The sequence below is a fragment of the Streptomyces sp. NPDC046876 genome, assembly GCF_040645035.1.
Lineage (GTDB): Bacteria > Actinomycetota > Actinomycetes > Streptomycetales > Streptomycetaceae > Streptomyces.
Map to the genome: position 1 here is coordinate 21,881 of NZ_JBEYXK010000069.1, position 15,750 is coordinate 37,630.

At 75.2% G+C, this 15,750-nt stretch carries 15 protein-coding genes; 8 read left to right on the forward strand and 7 right to left on the reverse strand.

Going from position 1 to position 15,750, the window contains the following annotated elements; all coding sequences use genetic code 11:
- Positions 1 to 97 precede the first annotated feature (97 nt).
- Positions 98 to 1,108: an LLM class F420-dependent oxidoreductase gene (locus ABZ924_RS27710; RefSeq protein ID WP_361915301.1), complete on the forward strand. Its 1,011-nt coding sequence runs from the start codon at positions 98 to 100 to the stop codon at positions 1,106 to 1,108.
- A gap of 15 nt (positions 1,109 to 1,123) precedes the next feature.
- Here ABZ924_RS27710 and ABZ924_RS27715 read toward each other — a convergent pair whose 3' ends face one another.
- The 5 genes from ABZ924_RS27715 to ABZ924_RS27735 all read right to left on the reverse strand — a co-directional run bounded on the left by ABZ924_RS27715 (position 1,124) and on the right by ABZ924_RS27735 (position 5,704).
- Entirely contained in the window at positions 1,124 to 1,522 is a 399-nt protein-coding gene (locus ABZ924_RS27715; protein ID WP_361915304.1) for a hypothetical protein, read from the reverse strand.
- Positions 1,523 to 1,625: 103 nt separating this feature from the next.
- Positions 1,626 to 2,312, reverse strand: a complete 687-nt coding sequence (locus tag ABZ924_RS27720) for a hypothetical protein (protein WP_361915306.1) — start codon at positions 2,310 to 2,312, stop codon at positions 1,626 to 1,628.
- Between the two features lie 149 nt (positions 2,313 to 2,461).
- Positions 2,462 to 3,553: a prenyltransferase gene (locus ABZ924_RS27725; protein ID WP_361915309.1), complete on the reverse strand. Its 1,092-nt coding sequence runs from the start codon at positions 3,551 to 3,553 to the stop codon at positions 2,462 to 2,464.
- The gene (locus ABZ924_RS27730; RefSeq protein WP_361915312.1) at positions 3,550 to 4,284 is read right to left on the reverse strand and encodes a class I SAM-dependent methyltransferase; all 735 of its coding nucleotides are present in this window, start codon (positions 4,282 to 4,284) and stop codon (positions 3,550 to 3,552) included. Before ABZ924_RS27730 ends, ABZ924_RS27725 begins: the two co-directional genes overlap by 4 nt.
- A gap of 106 nt (positions 4,285 to 4,390) precedes the next feature.
- Entirely contained in the window at positions 4,391 to 5,704 is a 1,314-nt protein-coding gene (locus ABZ924_RS27735) for a glycosyltransferase family 4 protein (protein ID WP_361915315.1), read from the reverse strand.
- A gap of 216 nt (positions 5,705 to 5,920) precedes the next feature.
- On the opposite strand from ABZ924_RS27735, the gene ABZ924_RS27740 reads away from it, so the two are divergent.
- Positions 5,921 to 6,553, forward strand: a complete 633-nt coding sequence (locus ABZ924_RS27740; RefSeq protein WP_361915318.1) for a TetR family transcriptional regulator — start codon at positions 5,921 to 5,923, stop codon at positions 6,551 to 6,553.
- Between the two features lie 58 nt (positions 6,554 to 6,611).
- Here the strand turns inward: ABZ924_RS27740 and ABZ924_RS27745 are convergent, their stop codons facing one another.
- Together ABZ924_RS27745 and ABZ924_RS27750 are read right to left on the reverse strand one after the other, a co-directional pair.
- Entirely contained in the window at positions 6,612 to 6,845 is a 234-nt protein-coding gene (locus ABZ924_RS27745; protein WP_361915321.1) for a ferredoxin, read from the reverse strand.
- 3 nt (positions 6,846 to 6,848) lie between these two features.
- Entirely contained in the window at positions 6,849 to 8,312 is a 1,464-nt protein-coding gene (locus tag ABZ924_RS27750; protein ID WP_361915324.1) for an aldehyde dehydrogenase, read from the reverse strand.
- Positions 8,313 to 8,492: 180 nt separating this feature from the next.
- Between ABZ924_RS27750 and ABZ924_RS27755 the strand changes: the two genes are divergently transcribed.
- The 6 genes from ABZ924_RS27755 to ABZ924_RS27780 all read left to right on the forward strand — a co-directional run bounded on the left by ABZ924_RS27755 (position 8,493) and on the right by ABZ924_RS27780 (position 15,691).
- Entirely contained in the window at positions 8,493 to 9,599 is a 1,107-nt protein-coding gene (locus tag ABZ924_RS27755; protein ID WP_361915327.1) for an MBL fold metallo-hydrolase, read from the forward strand.
- 300 nt (positions 9,600 to 9,899) lie between these two features.
- Positions 9,900 to 11,144 carry a prenyltransferase/squalene oxidase repeat-containing protein gene (locus ABZ924_RS27760; RefSeq protein ID WP_361915330.1) on the forward strand — a complete coding sequence of 415 codons (1,245 nt, stop codon included), beginning with the start codon at positions 9,900 to 9,902 and terminating at the stop codon, positions 11,142 to 11,144.
- The gene (locus tag ABZ924_RS27765) at positions 11,144 to 11,839 is read left to right on the forward strand and encodes an SCO2322 family protein (RefSeq protein ID WP_361915333.1); all 696 of its coding nucleotides are present in this window, start codon (positions 11,144 to 11,146) and stop codon (positions 11,837 to 11,839) included. Before ABZ924_RS27760 ends, ABZ924_RS27765 begins: the two co-directional genes overlap by 1 nt.
- Positions 11,836 to 12,987 carry a CbiQ family ECF transporter T component gene (locus tag ABZ924_RS27770; RefSeq protein ID WP_361915336.1) on the forward strand — a complete coding sequence of 384 codons (1,152 nt, stop codon included), beginning with the start codon at positions 11,836 to 11,838 and terminating at the stop codon, positions 12,985 to 12,987. The genes ABZ924_RS27765 and ABZ924_RS27770 overlap by 4 nt, the downstream gene beginning before the upstream one ends.
- Positions 12,984 to 14,819, forward strand: coding sequence for an ATP-binding cassette domain-containing protein (locus ABZ924_RS27775; protein WP_361915339.1), 1,836 nt, complete (start codon positions 12,984 to 12,986; stop codon positions 14,817 to 14,819). Before ABZ924_RS27770 ends, ABZ924_RS27775 begins: the two co-directional genes overlap by 4 nt.
- Positions 14,816 to 15,691: an ECF transporter S component gene (locus ABZ924_RS27780; protein WP_361915342.1), complete on the forward strand. Its 876-nt coding sequence runs from the start codon at positions 14,816 to 14,818 to the stop codon at positions 15,689 to 15,691. Before ABZ924_RS27775 ends, ABZ924_RS27780 begins: the two co-directional genes overlap by 4 nt.
- Positions 15,692 to 15,750: the final 59 nt, after the last annotated feature.

Genomic DNA, 15,750 nt, shown 5'->3' on the forward strand with positions numbered 1-15,750 from the left:
TCCTCGACGGCCCCCCGCCCTTCCGGGCGGGGGGCCGTTGCCCTACAGTCACCTGACGCACCGTCAGATCGGTCAACGTGGGCGGAGGGAACCGTACATGCGCCTCGGACTCGCACTCGGCTACTGGGGCCGCGGCCCCGACCCGGCCCACCTCCGCCTCGTCACCGAGGCCGAGGACCTCGGCTACCACTCGGTGTGGACCGCCGAGGCCTGGGGCTCGGACGCCTTCACCCCCCTCACCTGGCTCGCCGCGCACACCTCGCGGATCCGCCTCGGCACCGCGATCGCGCAGATGGCCGCCCGGACCCCGACCGCCACCGCGATGCACGCGCTCACCCTCGACCACCTCTCCGGCGGCCGGATGATGCTCGGCCTGGGCCTGTCCGGCCCGCAGGTCGTCGAGGGCTGGTACGGGCGACCGTTCCCGTCGAGCCCGCTCACCGCCACCCGCGAGTACGTCGACGTCGTCCGCCAGGTGCTGCGGCGCAAGGCGCCCGTCGCCCTCGACGGCCGCTTCCACAGCCACCCGTACCGGGGCGACGACGCCACCGGCCTGGGCAAGGCGCTGAAGCCCATCACCCACCCGCTGCGCCCCGACCTGCCCGTGCTGCTCGGCGCGGAGGGGCCCAAGAACATCGCCCAGACCACCCGGATCGCGGACGGCTGGCTCCCCCTGTACTGGTCGCCCACCCGCCCCGATGTCTACCGGGCCCCGCTGGCGGACCTCCCCGACGGGTTCGTGATCGCCCCGATGGCCCGGGCCAAGGTCTGCGACGACGTCGCCGAGGGGCTCCTGCCGGTCAAGGCGATGCTCGGCTTCTACATCGGCGGCATGGGACACGCGGCCCGCAACTTCCACGCCGACCTGATGGCGCGCATGGGCTACGCCGAGGAGGCCCGCCGCATCCAGGAGCTGTTCCTCGCCGGGCGCAAGGAGGAGGCGGTCCTCGCCGTCCCCGACGCCTTCGCCGACGAGATCTCCCTGGTGGGGCCGCGCGAGCGGATCGCCGAACGCCTGGAGCTGTGGCGCGCCGGTCCCGTCACGGACCTGCTGGTCACGGCCCCGGACCCGCACACCCTGCGCGTCCTGGCCGAACTCAACACCTGACGGCCGGCCAGAGCCTCAGGGCGCCTGCGGGGCCTCGGCCCGGGGCACGGCCCCGAGCAGCTCGCCCAGGTCCGGCGGCATGACGGCGAACTCGATGCTCCCGCCGCCCTCGTACGCACAGGCCACGATCCGCGATCCGGGGTTGATGGACATCCCCTCCCTCACCGAGGGCGCCCGCACGCCGGTCGTCCGGCCGCCGGTCAGGTCCACCCGCTCGCCGCGGCGGGGCACCCACTGCGCCCCGCCGGGGCCGGCGAACACCCGGCCGACGCGCCACCGACCCTGGCCGGCCGGGGTCCGCGTCATGCACGGGATACCGGCGGCGGGACCGGCGGCCACCCGCCGCAGGTGCGCGCGGCGGAGCAGCCAGCCGGCTCCGGCGGCCCCGGCGAGGATGGCGGCGAGCTCGATCATCCGACCATTGAACCAGGCAGAACGGACCGGAGGGCCGGCACGGACCGGGAGCCCGCGCGGACCTGGTGACCGCGCGGACCCGCCGGCCCGGCTACCGGCCCGGCTAGCCGCCGCTCAGCTCGGAGACGCTGGGGACCTTGTCGGTCACGGGGGCTCCGGCGCTCTTGCCGGCGTCCTTGACGCCGCCGATGACGTTCTCGAAGGAGCTGATGTCGGCGTCGTCGGCACCGCCCTGGCGCAGTTTGGTGCCCAGCCCCTTGAGGGACTCGATGCCCGCCGTCAGCGGGGCCACCGCCTTCGACAGCAGCGGATCGCCCTTGGCGTTCTGCAGGGCCGCCTTCAGCCGGTTGTACGCGAAGGCACCGGCGAGGCCAGCCTTGATCAGCGCGAAGGTGCGGCCACTGGCGCCCTTCTGGAACTTGCCCGCGCGGTAGGGCTTGATGATCCACTGGTACGTCGCCCCGGCGGCGAGTCCGGCGTTGGCGACGAAGCGCGTCTTGGCGAACTTCTGGCGCTCCTGCGTGGCGTCCGGCGAGGGCTCCGCCTCGACGGCGGCCGCGAACTGCGCGGCCTCCAGCTGCGCGGCCTGCGCCTGCACCGCTTCGATCTGCTCGGCCCGGGCCTGCTCCTGGGCGGCCTGCAGGGCCGACAGGGGGGCGGCCCCGCCCGGGCCCCGGGCGCTGTCGGCACCGCCGGCGCCGCCGCATCCGGCGGCCCCGGCGAGCAGTGCGGTGGACAGGAGCAGCGCGGTCACGCCGCGGCGGACGCGCAGGGTTCCGGTTCGGGACACGGTGGCCTCCGGGGGAGTCGAGGTGTCCCCCGCAGCGTCACCCGGGGTCGCGGGCCCCGCCACTCGGGCCACCCGTTCGGGCCTCCCGGGTGGCGGGGCGCCGGCCCCGCCCGCATCATCCGCCCGCAACCGCCCGCGGGCGGTTGCGCTCACGCGCCCTGGCGGCAGCAGTCCGGCTCCAGGCCCGAAGGCAGTTCGAGCCCGCCGAACACGGCCGTGGTGGCCTCGTCCCCGCCGAGCGCGGCGACGGCCAGCAGCAGCGACCCGGCCGTCCAGGTGGTCTGCTCGACGGGCCACACCGCCTCGTCCTCGAAGACGTACCCCGTCCAGTACATGCCGTTGTCGGCGCGCAGGTGGGTGATCGAGCGCAGGATCTCCAGGGCCCGGTCCGACTCGCCCATCGCCCACAGGGCGAGGGCCAGTTCGCAGGACTCGCCGCCGGTCACCCACGGGTTCGGCAGGACGCACCGCACGCCGAGGCCGGGGACGACGAACTCGTCCCACCGCTCCTCGATCCGCGCCTTCGCGTCCCCGCCGGTGAGCGCACCGCCGAGCACCGGGTAGTACCAGTCCATCGAGTACCGGTTCTTGTCCAGGAACCGCTCCGGGTGCCGGCGTATCGCGTGGCCCAGCGCGCCCGCCGCCAGCTCCCAGTCCGGCTGCGGGTCCTCGCGGTGGTCGGCGATGGCCAGCGCGCACCGCAGGGCCTGGTGGATGGAGGAGGAGCCGGTCAGCAGGGCGTCCGTGACGGGGGTGCCGTCGGCCTCGCGCTTCCAGCCGATCTCGCCGCCCGGCTGCTGCAGGTCGAGGACGAACTGCACGGCCGCGTACACGGTGGGCCACATCCGGTCCAGGAACGGGTCGTCGCCGGTGGCCAGGTAGTGGTGCCAGACGCCGACGGCGATGTACGCGACGAAGTTGCTCTCCCGGCCGGCGTCCTGCGGCTCGGCGGTGTCCACGCCGGCGGGCCGGTCGGCGTACGCCGCGTACCAGGAGCCGTCGGCGTTCTGGTGCCGGGCGAGCCACTCGTAGGCGCGGCGGGCGGCCTCGTGCTCGCCCGCGGCGTCGAGTGCCATCGCGGCCTCGGTGTGGTCCCAGGGGTCGAGGTGGTGCCCGCGGAACCACGGTATGGCCCCGTCGGAGCGCTGGGCGGCGAGGATGCCGGCCACCGTCTCGGCGGCCTGCCCGGCCGTCAGCACACCCTCCAGGGCCAGGCGTTCGGTGCGCCCGGTGGAGCTCACTGGGCCGCGCCGACGGGCAGGTGCGGCTTGGTCGCGTACACCACGAAGCTCTTGCCGATGACCGGGTTGAGCGCCTGCTCCATCAGCCGCGTGGCGAGCGGCTTCTTCATGATGTCCCAGACCAGCAGCTTGTGGTAAGCGCGCACCGGCAGCGCCTTGTCGTTGTCCACGCCGAAGGCGCACTTGAGCCACCAGTACGGCGAGTGCAGCCCGTGCGCGTGGTGGGTGCCGTACGGCTTGAGGCCCGCGGCCTGCATCTTGCCCAGCAGTTCGTCGGCCTTGTAGATGCGGATGTGGCCGCCCTCGACCTCGTGGTAGGCGTCGCTCAGCGCCCAGCAGACCTTCTCGGGGCCGTAGCGCGGCACGGTGACGGCGATGCGGCCGCCCGGCTTCAGCACGCGGACCATCTCGGCGAGCACGCCCTTGTCGTCGGGGATGTGCTCCATGACCTCGGAGATGATGACCACGTCGAAGGACTCGTCGGGGAAGGGCAGCGCCAGCGCGTCGCCCTCCATCGCGGTGGCGGTGGCGCCGGCCGGGGCCTCGCCGGCCTCCTTCATGGCGGCGAACCACTTGGCGACCTCGCGGATCTCCTCGCCGTTGCGGTCGACCGCGACGACCTGGGCGCCGCGCCGGTAGCACTCGAAGGCGTGCCGGCCTGCGCCGCAGCCCAGATCGAGCACGCGGTCGCCTGCGGCGAGCGGGAACCGGGAGAAATCGACGGTCAGCACGGGATCCTGCCTTCGCAGTCGCGGGGGTGGGGAAGGGACATCGACGGGGACGTACGGGGGGCGCGGCCGGTACGGGGGGTACGGGCGCCGCGGGCGGTCCGGGAGGTCACCGGGCGCGGCGGCTGCGGCGGGCCTGCTCGATGGCGGCCCGGTAGTGCGCGGCGGTGCCCTCGGCGGCCTTGGCCCAGGTGAACCGGGTCAGCACGCGCTCGCGCCCGGCGGCGCCGAGGCGGGACCGCAGCTGCGGGTCGTCCAGGAGCCGGCCCAGGGCGGCGGCCAGCGCGCCCGCGTCGCCGGGCGGCACCGCGAGGCAGGTCTCGCCGTCGGGTCCGGCGACCTCGGGGATGGCACCGCCGGTGGTGGCGACCAGGGGGGTGCCGGTGGCCATGGCCTCGGCGGCGGGCAGCGAGAAGCCCTCGTACAGGGAGGGCACGCAGGCGATCTGCGCGCTGCGCACCAGGTCGACGAGTTCGGCGTCGGTGATGCCCTTGACGAAGCGGACGGCGTCCTGCAGCCCGTACGACTCGATCGCCTTGGCCACCGGCCCCTCCTCGGCGCGCTTGCCGACGACGACCAGGTGGGCGTCGGGCTGCTCGGTGCGCAGCTTGGCGAGCGCCTCGACGAGGTGGACGAGCCCCTTCAGCGGGACGTCGGCGCTGGAGGTGGTCACGATCCGCCCGGGCACCTCGGCCACCGACGGGTCGGGCGACCACAGCTCGGTGTCGGCGCCGATGTGGACGACGTGGATGCGCTCGCCCTGCACGCCCAGGTGCTCGGCGATCTCCTGCTTGGAGGAGCCGGACACGGTCAGGACGGACGGCAGCCGCCGGGCGACCCGGCCCTGCATGCGCGTGAAGGCGTACCAGCGCCGGACGGAGGCCCGCTTCTTGCGGTCCTTGGCGGCGTCCAGTTCGAGCTGCCGGTCGACGGTGATGGGGTGGTGGATGGTGGTGACCAGCGGCGCGCCGAGGTCGGCCAGGAGCCCGTAGCCGAGGGTCTGGTTGTCGTGGATGACGTCGAAGTCGCCGGCGCGGGCGGCGAGGTGGCGCCGGGCCCGCAGCGAGAAGGTCAGCGGCTCGGGGAACCCGCCGGTCCACATGGTGGCGACCTCGAGGGCGTCGATCCAGTCCCGGTACTCCCCGCGCTTCGGCGTGCGGAACGGGTCGGGCTGGCGGTAGAGGTCGAGGCTCGGCAGTTCGGTGAGGGTGGCGCCGGTGTCGAGCACCGGGTACGGCTGGGCGCCGATCACCTCGACGGAGTGCCCGAGCGCGACGAGCTCGCGGGACAGGTGCCGTACGTAGACGCCCTGGCCCCCGCAGAACGGGTTCCCCTTGTAGGTGAGGAGCGCAATGCGCAACGGCCGGTCACCATCCGTCACGGACCCTGCGAAAGGGCTCGTCACCATGGCCTCAGCGGTCACTCTCGGCCCCCTTCTCCCTGCAACGTTCGCCGGAGCGTAACCGCTCGGATAATGTAGAACAAGTTTCAGACTTGATCCGTCAGGCCATTGAATCTACCGGCCGGAAACCACACCGTAAGAGGCGGAGCAGGTGATTCGCGCCACGGACGGAGCGCCTGCCATGCTGGGCCCGCACCAGCCCGGAAACAGCAGCGGCCACACCACGGAACGGGGCACATGACAGCGGAAGCGAAGGCCGTCGGCACATCGGCATCCTCTCCCCTGACGGAGCGCCAGGAGGCGCGCCGGCGCCGGATCCTGCACGCCAGCGCGCAGCTGGCCGGCCGCGGCGGCTTCGACGCCGTCCAGATGCGGGAGGTCGCCGAGGCGGCCGGCGTCGCCCTCGGCACCCTGTACCGCTACTTCCCCTCCAAGGTGCACCTGCTCGTCGCGACGATGCAGGACCAGCTCCAGCACATGCACACCACGCTGCGCAAGCGGCCCCCGGCCGCCGAGGACCCGGCGGCCCGCGTCGCGGAGACCCTGATGCGCGCCTTCCGCGCCCTCCAGCGCGAGCCGCACCTCGCCGACGCGATGGTGCGCGCCCTGACCTTCGCGGACCGCAGCGTGAGCCCCGAGGTGGACACGGTCTCCCGGCTGACGACGGCGATCATTCTGGACGCGATGGGCCTGACGGCCCCGCCGACGGCGGAGCAGCTGTCGGCGGTGCGGGTCATCGAGCACACCTGGCACTCGGCGCTGATCACCTGGCTGTCGGGCCGCGCCTCGATCGCCCAGGTCAAGATCGACATCGAGACGGTGTGCCGGCTGATCGACCTGACGGCCGCGCCGTCCCCGGAAAAGGCCTGATCCCGACGCTGCCGAGGCCGCCCGGCCCGGCCCAGGGGGGGCCGGGCGGCGGCCGGCGCTACTCCTCCGGCGGGAACACCGCCTCCCCGGTGCCCGCCAGCGTGATCATGATGGCCTCCACCGGGCAGCCCTCCGCCGCCGCGAGGACCGGCTCGTTCGCGTCCGTCTGCGGCTCCCGCGGGTGCGACTGGCGCGCCGAGTCCAGGACGAACCCCTCCGGCGCGTGGTTCACGCACATCCCGGAGCCGATGCAGACGCCCCGGTCCACCTCCACCTGCCACCGGTCGCCCATGGCTCAGGCACCCGCCCCGTACCCGGCGGGCAGGTGGATCATCTTGTGCTCCAGGTACTCGCCCAGCCCTTCGGGCCCGAACTCGCGCCCCAGGCCGCTGTTCTTGTAGCCGCCGAACGGCCCCAGCATGTCCAGGCTGAAGGTGTTCACGTTGAAGGTGCCCGTCCGCACCTGCCGGGCGAAGTCGATGCCGCGCTCCACGTCCGCCGTCCAGACGCTCCCGCTCAGCCCGAACTCGGAGTCGTTCGCGATCCGCAGCGCCTCCTCCTCGTCCCCGTACGGGATCAGGCACACCACCGGCCCGAAGATCTCCTCGCGCGCGATCCGCATCCCGTTGTCCACGTCGCCGAAGAGCGTCGGCTCGACGTACCAGCCGCGCTCCAGGGCGGCCGGGCGGCCGCCGCCCGCCAGGACCTTCGCACCCTCCTCCTGCCCGATCCGGATGTAGTCCAGCGACCGCTGCTGCTGCCGCTTCGCCACCAGCGGGCCGAGCTGTGTCGCCGGGTCGAGCGGGTCGCCGACCACCAGCGCCCCGGCCGCGGCCGCGAGCGCCTCGGCCACCTCGCCGTAGCGGCTGCGCGGCGCGAGGATGCGGGTCTGCGCCACGCACGCCTGCCCGTTGTTCATCCAGGCGGCCGGGACGATCCCGGCGACGGAGGCCTCCAGGTCGGCGTCCGGCAGCACGACGGCGGCGGACTTGCCGCCGAGTTCGAGGGTGACCCGCGTCAGGTTCCGTGCGGCCACCTCCATCACGCGCCGGCCGGCCGCGACCGAGCCGGTGAAGGCGACCTTGTCGACCCCGGGATGGCCGACCAGGTACTCGCTGACCTCGCGGTCGGCGGGCAGGACGGACAGCACGCCCTCGGGCAGCCCGGCCTCCCGGGCGATGTCGGCGAGGATGTACGAGTCCAGCGGCGACTCGGGGGACGGCTTCAGGATGACCGCGGACCCGGTGAGCAGCGCGGGCGCGAGCTTCGCGGCGGCCACGAACTGCGGCACGTTCCACGGGATGACGGCCGCGACCACGCCCACCGGCTCCCGCCGCACCAGGATGGGGCCGAGCACGCCCTGGCGGTGCTCCTCGTACGGATAGGCGCGCGCCACCTGGATCGCGGCGTCGTAGACCATCATCGGGCCGAGCGCCTGGGCCAGGACGCTCCAGGAGTAGGGGGAGCCGTTCTGCGAGCTGATCGAGCGGGCGATCTCCTCGTGCCGGACGGCGATCGCGTCCTTGATCCGGGTGACGACCGCGATCCGCTCGTCGAGGGCCATCCGGGGCCAGGGGCCCGTGTCGAAGGCCCGGCGGGCGGCGGCGACGGCGCGGTCCACGTCGGCGCGCGAGGCGTGCGGGACGCTGCCGATGACCTGCTCGGTATGGGGCGAGACGATCTCGATGGTGTCGGTGCCCAGCGGATCCGTCCACTCCCCGCCGATGAACAGCTGTCCGTGTTCCACGCGCTCGGTCATGGCTGATGCCTCCTGCGGCTCGGCTTTCCGGAACTGATACCAGTTCTAGTTCCAGGAGTCCACGGCCGGGACGGAAGACTCGGAAGATCCAACGACTAGCCAGAAGGCCCGGGAAATGGTCGACTTGGGCTACCACTGGAACATGTTCTCGTTGTCGGGCGCAGGAGACAGGAGTCCCTCATGCCGCAGGACGCATCCGACTCAGCCGACGCATCCAACTCAGCCGACGCGGCCGACGTATCCGAGGTGCCCGAGGTCACCAACCACGGCGGCGGCGTCCGGGGCATCAAGGTCCCCATCCCGGACAACCCCCTCGGCCACACCCTCGTCCACGTCCTCGACACCGACCGCGGCCCCGTCCTCATCGACACCGGCTGGGACGACCCCCGGTCCTGGGACGCCCTCACGGCCGGCCTGTCGGCCCTCGGCACCGCGGTCGGCGAGGTCCACGGCGTGGTCATCACCCACCACCACCCCGACCACCACGGCCTCTCCGGCAAGGTCCGCGAGGCCTCCGGCGCCTGGATCGCCATGCACGCCGCCGACACCGAGGTCGTACTGCGCACCCGCTCCGCCGAGCCCGCCGTCTGGCTCGACTACATGAGCGGCAAGCTCGCCGCCGCCGGCGCCCCGGAGGAGCACATCGCCCCGCTGCGGGCGGCCCGGGCCGGCGGCCGGCTGCGGACCCTGCCGGGCCTGCGCGCCGCCGTCCCCGACCGGGAGATCGTCCCCGGCGAGCTGCTGCCGCTGGTCGGCCGCAGGCTCCGCGCCGTGTGGACCCCCGGGCACACCCCCGGCCACGTCTGCCTGCACCTGGAGGAGCGCCACCCGGCGAACCTGCCGGGCAACGGCCGCCTCTTCTCCGGGGACCACCTCCTGCCCGGGATCTCCCCCCACATCGGCCTGTACGAGGATCCGGAGGACACCCGCGCCGGCGACCCCCTCGGCGACTACCTCGACTCCCTCGAACGCATCGGCCGCCTGGAGCCGGCGGAGGTGCTCCCGGCCCACCAGCACGCCTTCACCGACGCCCCGGCCCGGGTCCGCGAGCTGCTGCGCCACCACGAGGAGCGGCTGGCCGGGCTGCGGGAGCTGCTGGCCGCCGAGCCGCTGACGCCGTGGGGACTGGCGGAGCGGATGCAGTGGAACCGGCCCTGGGAGCAGATCCCGTACGGCTCCCGCAACATCGCCGTCTCGGAAGCGGAGGCGCACCTGCGGCGCCTGGTGAAGCAGGGCCGGGCGGAGCCGGTGCCGGGCAGCGACCCGGTCGCGTACCGGGCGGTGTGACGGCGGTAAGGGGCGCAGGGCGGCGGCGCCACCCGGCCGCCGCATACCGGCCGGTACAGTGTTGGCCGTCGTCCACCCTTCCGTACGGGGGGAAGCCGGTGCGATTCCGGCGCTGACCCGCAACCGTGTCCCGCCCCGGCCCCGCCGGGCGGCCAGCCGGACTGCCCCGTACCGGCGAAGGGCGCGAGCTCGTGCCGCCGGGAGCCCCCGGCGGCCGGCACCGTCGAGGTCAACGGAGCCGGAGCCCGGTGCCAGCGCGCGCCTGCCTCCTGCTCCCCAGCAGGAGAGGCAACCGCCCCCATGAACGTCCGCCGCAGCGCCGCCGCGCTCGCCGCCTCCGCCGTGCTCTGCGTCGGCGCCGCACCCGCGGCCCTCGCCGCGCCCTCCCCCGCCGCCTCGACGCCGCCCGTGATCCCGTCCGGCCTGTACGGCAAGAAGGACCCGACGTACGACGGCGTGTGGCGGCAGTCGGTCGCCCTGCTCGCCCAGCGCACGGTCGGCGTGCAGCCCGCCAAGGAGGCCGTCGGCTGGCTGACCGGGCAGAGCTGCGCGAACGGCGCCTTCGCCTCCTTCCGCGCGGACGCGGGCGCGGCGTGCGACGCGACGACGATGCTCGACACGAACGCCACCGCGATGGCCGTGCAGGCCCTGAAGGCCGTGGGCGGCCAGGACGCCGCGGTGAAGAAGAGCGTGGACTGGCTGAAGTCCGTGCAGAACGAGGACGGCGGCTGGGCCTTCGTCCCCGGCTCCCCCAGCGACGCCAACTCCACGGCCGTGGTGATCAGCGCGCTGGCGGTGGCCGGCGAGAAGCCGGCCGAGGTGAAGTCGAAGGCCGGGAAGTCCGCGTACGAGGGCCTGCTCGCCTTCCAGCTGGGCTGCACCGCCGAGCCGGCCGCCGACCGGGGCGCGTTCGCGTACCAGCCGACCGACGGCAAGCTGGCCGCCAATGCCGACGCGACGGCCGCGGCGGTCCTGGCCGGGCTGGGCAAGGGCGCGGTCGTCGCCCCCGGCGGCGCGGACACCCCCGCGGCCGCGCCGGGCTGCGCCGCCACGGCCGGCGACCCTGCGGCCGCCGCCCGGGCCGCGGCCGACCACCTGGCCGAGGCACTGAAGAAGGACGGCCACCTGACGGCCGTCACCCCGGGCGCGGACCAGCCGACCGCGGACACCGGCAACACCGCCGACGCGGTGATCGCCCTGGCCGCGGCCGGGCACCGGCAGTCGGCGGCGGGCGCGCTGGAGTGGCTGAAGGCCAACTCGGCCGAGTGGGCCAAGGGCAGCCCGGCGGCGCTCGGCACGCTGGTCCTGGCCGCGCACGCCACGGGCACCGACCCGAAGGCCTTCGGCGGCACGGACCTGGTCGCAGCCCTGAACGCGACCGGCCCCGCCCCGCAGGCGGCCGAGGCGAAGGCCGACTCCGCGAAGGACGAGAAGAAGGAAGACAAGGACGACAAGAGCATCTGGTGGATGCTCGGCGCGGGCGCGGCGGCCGGCATGGGCATCGGCTTCCTGCTGAGCGGGCGCCGCAAGAAGAACCAACTGTGATGCGCCGCGGCCCGGCCTCGGCGGCCCTCGTCGCCGGCCTCCTGCTGACCCTGCTCGCCGCCTTCCCGGCGGCGGCGGCCGGCTACCGGTACTGGTCGTTCTGGGACGGTGCGGGCGGCCAGTGGGCGTACGCCACCCAGGGCCCCTCGACCGCCCGCCCGGCCGACGGCTCCGTGCAGGGGTTCCGCTTCGCGGTCAGCAAGGACGCGGCGGCCGAGGCCGCCCGCCCGCGGGCCGCGGCCGACTTCGAGGCCGTCTGCTCCGCCACCCCGGCGGCGGCGGGCCGCAAGCGGATCGCCGTCGTGGTCGACTTCGGCGTCCCGGCGGACGCCCCGGCCGGCGACGCCCCGCCGCAGGACGCCCCGCGTACGGCCTGCGCCCAGGTGGCGCCGGACGCCACGGCCGCGGAGGCCCTGGCGGAGGTGGCCAAGCCGCTGCGGTACGACAGCGCGGCCCTGCTGTGCGCGATCTCCGGCTACCCGAAGCAGGGCTGCGGCGAGCAGGTCGCGGAGGGCGGATCCGCTTCCGCGGCCGCCTCTGCGCCGGCGTCGGCGTCCGCGTCGGCGCCCGCGTCCGCTGAAGGCGAGAAGGACGAGGACCGCGGGACCGGCTGGACGGGGCCCCTGGCCGGCCTGGCCGTCCTCGCGGCCGTCGGCGCCGCCACCGTCCGGCAGTCCCGCCGCCGCTCCCGATGACGCGCGCCCCCGCCACCGCGCCGGATGCGGCGTATCCGCGCCCGCAGCGCAGGTACGCCGCACCGCAGGCCCGGCGGGGCAATGCGGTGCACGCCGGGGCGTGGTGGCTGTGGGCGCTCGGGCTGGCCACCGCCGCCTCCCGGACCACCAACCCCCTCCTGCTCGCGCTGATCGTGGCCGTCGCGGGCTACGTCGTCACCGCGCGCCGGACCACCGCCCCGTGGGCCCGTTCGTACGGGGCGTTCCTGAAGCTGGGCCTCTTCGTGATCGGCCTGCGGCTGCTGTTCTCCGTACTCCTCGGCTCCCCGATACCCGGCTCGCACGTCCTGTTCGCCCTCCCGGAGATCCCGCTGCCCGCCTGGGCGCAGGGCATCCGCCTCGGCGGCCGCGTCACCGCCGAGCAGCTCGTCTTCGCCTTCTACGACGGGGCCAAGCTGGCCGCGCTGCTGGTGTGCGTCGGCGCCGCCAACGCCCTCGCCAACCCGGCCCGGCTGCTGAAGTCGCTCCCGGCCGCGCTCTACGAGGTCGGCGTGGCCGTGGTCGTCGCGATGACGTTCGCGCCGAACATGGTCGCGGACGTCGCCCGGCTGCGGACCGCCCGCCGGCTGCGCGGACGCCCCACCGGCGGGGTGAAGGCGATCCTCCAGATCGGCCTGCCGGTCCTGGAGGGCGCCCTCGAACGCTCCGTGGCCGTCGCCGCCTCGATGGACGCGCGCGGCTACGGCCGTACGGCGCAGGTCCCGCCGGCCGTGCGGCACACCACCAACGCCCTCACCCTCGGCGGGCTGCTCGGCTGCTGCGCCGGCACGTACGGGCTGCTCGCCGCCGAGGGCGCCGCGTACGGCCTGCCCGTGCTGCTCATCGGGCTCGCCCTGGCCCTCGCGGGCCTGCGGCTCGGCGGGCGGCGCAGCGTCCGGACCCGGTACCGGCCCGACCGCTGGGGCGGGCGCGCCTGGCTGGTCGCCGGTTCGGGCGCGGTCGTCGCCGCCGCGCTCGTGTACGCCTCCGGCGCCGATCCGCAGGCCCTGCGGCCCGGGGTCGTACCGCTCGTGCCGCCGGCGTTCCCGCCCGGGGCGGCGGCGGCCGTCCTCGTCGGCCTGCTCCCCGCCTTCGTGGCACCCGTACCGACCGAGGAGTCCCCGCAGTGATCCGCTTCGAGCAGGTGTCGGTCACGTACGCCGGTGCCGGCCGGCCCGCGCTGCACGGCGCCGACCTGGTCGTCCCCGAGGGGGAGCTCACCCTGCTGGTCGGCCCGTCGGGGGTGGGCAAGTCCACGCTGCTCGGGACGGTGTCCGGGCTGGTCCCGCACTTCACGGGCGGCACCCTGCACGGCCGGGTCACGGTCGCGGGCCGCGACACCCGCACCCACCGGCCCCGCGAGCTCGCCGACGTCGTCGGGACGGTGGGCCAGGACCCCCTCGCGCACTTCGTGACGGACGTGGTGGAGGACGAGCTGGCGTACGGGATGGAGTCCCTGGGCCTCGCCCCCGCCGTGATGCGGCGCCGCGTGGAGGAAACCCTGGACCTGCTGGGCCTGAACGAGCTGCGCGACCGGCCGCTCGCCTCGCTGTCGGGCGGCCAGCAGCAGCGGGTGGCCATCGGCTCGGTCCTGACCACGCACCCCAAGGTGCTGGTCCTGGACGAGCCGACCTCCGCGCTGGACCCGGCGGCCGCCGAGGAGGTCCTCGCGGTGCTCCAGCGCCTGGTCCACGACCTGGGGACCACGGTGCTGATGGCGGAGCACCGGTTGGAGCGGGTGGTCCAGTACGCCGACCGGGTGCTGCTGCTGCCGGCGCCGGGCGCGGCCGCGGTCCTGGGCTCCCCGGCCGAGGTCATGGCCCTGTCGCCGGTCCATCCCCCCGTGGTCTCGCTGGGCCGGCTGGCCGGCTGGTCCCCCCTTCCGCTCTCGGTACGCGACGCCCGCCGCCTGGCCCCGCCGCTGCGCACCCGCCTGGCCGGGACCCCCGCGGAACCGGCGGTCCCCGTGCAGGGCCGGGCCGGAATCCCGGAGGGCGACTCCGACACCTCGGGCCCTGCCGCGGGCCCGCCGGCCGCCGCGAGCCCCGGCCGCCCGGCTTCCGGCCCCGGGCAGATGCCGCCCGCCGGGCCGCCCGCAGACCCCGCCCGGCCCGGGCTGCTCGCGCGGCTGCTGCGGCGGACCGGTCCGGCGGTCCGCGGTGGTGGCTGCGCCGCACCGGCCGGCCCCGGCGGCGGCCCGGTGGCGCTGGTCCGCGGTCTGTCGGTACGGCGCGGCCGCGTCGAGGTGCTGCACGGCATCGAGCTGGCCGTGGCGGCCGGCGAGACCGTCGCGCTGATGGGCCGCAACGGCGCCGGCAAGTCCACCCTGCTCGCCACCCTCGTCGGCACGCTGGCCCCCACCGCCGGCGAGGTCTCCGTCGGCGGCCGGACCCCGCACCGCACCCCGCCGCAGGAGATGGTGCGCCGCGTGGGCCTCGTCCCGCAGGAGCCGCGCGACCTGCTGTACGCGGACACGGTCGCCGCCGAGTGCGCGGCGGCCGACGCCGATGCCGGGGCGGAGCCGGGCAGCTGCCGGACCCTGGTCTCGGCGCTGCTGCCCGAAGTGGCCGACGGCACCCACCCCCGCGACCTCTCCGAGGGGCAGCGCCTGGCCCTGGCCCTGGCGCTGGTGCTCACCGGCCGACCGGGCCTGCTGCTGCTCGACGAGCCGACGCGCGGCCTGGACTACGCGGCCAAGGCCCGGCTGATCCAGGTGCTGCGCGCGCTGGCCGCCGAGGGGCATGCGATCGTCCTGGCCACACACGACGTGGAGCTGGCCGCGGAACTGGCGCACCGGGTCGTCATCCTGGCGGGTGGGGAGGTCGTCGCGGACGGCCCGACCGCCGAGGTCGTGGTGTCCTCGCCGGCCTTCGCCCCGCAGGTGGCCAAGATCCTGGCGCCGGACCCCTGGCTCACCGTGTCCCAGGTCGCCCGCGCGCTGCGGCCGGCGGCCGATTCATGAGCCGTGCGCTGCGGATCGGTCCGCGGGCCGCGGCCGCCCTGGTCCTCGTCACCCTCATCGGCATCGCCGCGTTCGGCTGGCCGCTGCTGGCCGACCGGCAGTCCGGGCTCGCCCACTCCCAGGACGCCCCCTGGCTCTTCGCGGCCCTGCTGCCGCTGCTGGTGGCCGTCGTCGTCGCCACCATCGCCGACCAGGGCATGGACGCCAAGGCGGTGGCGATGCTGGGCGTGCTCGCCGCGGTCGGGGCGGCCCTGCGGCCGCTGGGCGCGGGGACGGCCGGCCTGGAGCCGATGTTCTTCCTGATGGTGCTCAGCGGCCGCGTCCTCGGGCCGGCCTTCGGGTTCGTCCTCGGCTCGGTCACGATGTTCGCCTCCGCCCTGCTGACGGGCGGGGTCGGGCCGTGGATGCCGTTCCAGATGCTGGCCCTGGGCTGGTTCGCGCTGGGCGCCGGGCTGCTGCCCGGCCCGGAGCGGATCCGGGGCCGGGCGGAGCTGCTGATGCTGGCGGCGTACGGGTGCGCGGGCTCTTTCGCGTACGGGACGGTCATGAACCTGCAGGGCTGGGTGCTGCTCCAGGGCATGGGGCAGGGCGTCTCCTTCCATCCCGGGGACCCGGTCGGGGCCAACCTGGCGCGCTTCGCCGCGTACTGCCTGGCGACCTCGCTGGGCTGGGACCTAGGCCGGGCCGTGCTGACGGTGGTGCTGACCCTCGCGCTCGGCGGCACGGTGCTGAAGGCGCTGCGCCGGGCGACGCGGAAAGCGGCGTTCGATGCGCCGGTCTCCTTCGATCCGGGGGCCGAAAGTGGCCCGCGACACAGCCCTAAAAGGGCACAACCGGCCACGGAAGGTGACATTCCGGCGCCTGGGCGGTGAGGCGGCCCACAGGACCTGCGTCACATTCGCGCCCGGATAGTAGGTCCCCGACCCGGCGG

Excerpts from the sequence above, each read along its gene's own strand:
- ABZ924_RS27755 (WP_361915327.1), top strand. The coding sequence starts at position 8,493 with ATGCCGCAGGACGCATCCGACTCAGCCGACGCATCCAACTCAGCCGAC.
- ABZ924_RS27715 (WP_361915304.1), bottom strand. The coding sequence starts at position 1,522 with ATGATCGAGCTCGCCGCCATCCTCGCCGGGGCCGCCGGAGCCGGCTGG.
- ABZ924_RS27750 (WP_361915324.1), bottom strand. The coding sequence starts at position 8,312 with ATGACCGAGCGCGTGGAACACGGACAGCTGTTCATCGGCGGGGAGTGG.
- ABZ924_RS27770 (WP_361915336.1), top strand. The coding sequence starts at position 11,836 with ATGACGCGCGCCCCCGCCACCGCGCCGGATGCGGCGTATCCGCGCCCG.
- ABZ924_RS27740 (WP_361915318.1), top strand. The coding sequence starts at position 5,921 with ATGACAGCGGAAGCGAAGGCCGTCGGCACATCGGCATCCTCTCCCCTG.
- ABZ924_RS27760 (WP_361915330.1), top strand. The coding sequence starts at position 9,900 with ATGAACGTCCGCCGCAGCGCCGCCGCGCTCGCCGCCTCCGCCGTGCTC.
- ABZ924_RS27745 (WP_361915321.1), bottom strand. The coding sequence starts at position 6,845 with ATGGGCGACCGGTGGCAGGTGGAGGTGGACCGGGGCGTCTGCATCGGC.
- ABZ924_RS27765 (WP_361915333.1), top strand. The coding sequence starts at position 11,144 with ATGCGCCGCGGCCCGGCCTCGGCGGCCCTCGTCGCCGGCCTCCTGCTG.
- ABZ924_RS27780 (WP_361915342.1), top strand. The coding sequence starts at position 14,816 with ATGAGCCGTGCGCTGCGGATCGGTCCGCGGGCCGCGGCCGCCCTGGTC.
- ABZ924_RS27710 (WP_361915301.1), top strand. The coding sequence starts at position 98 with ATGCGCCTCGGACTCGCACTCGGCTACTGGGGCCGCGGCCCCGACCCG.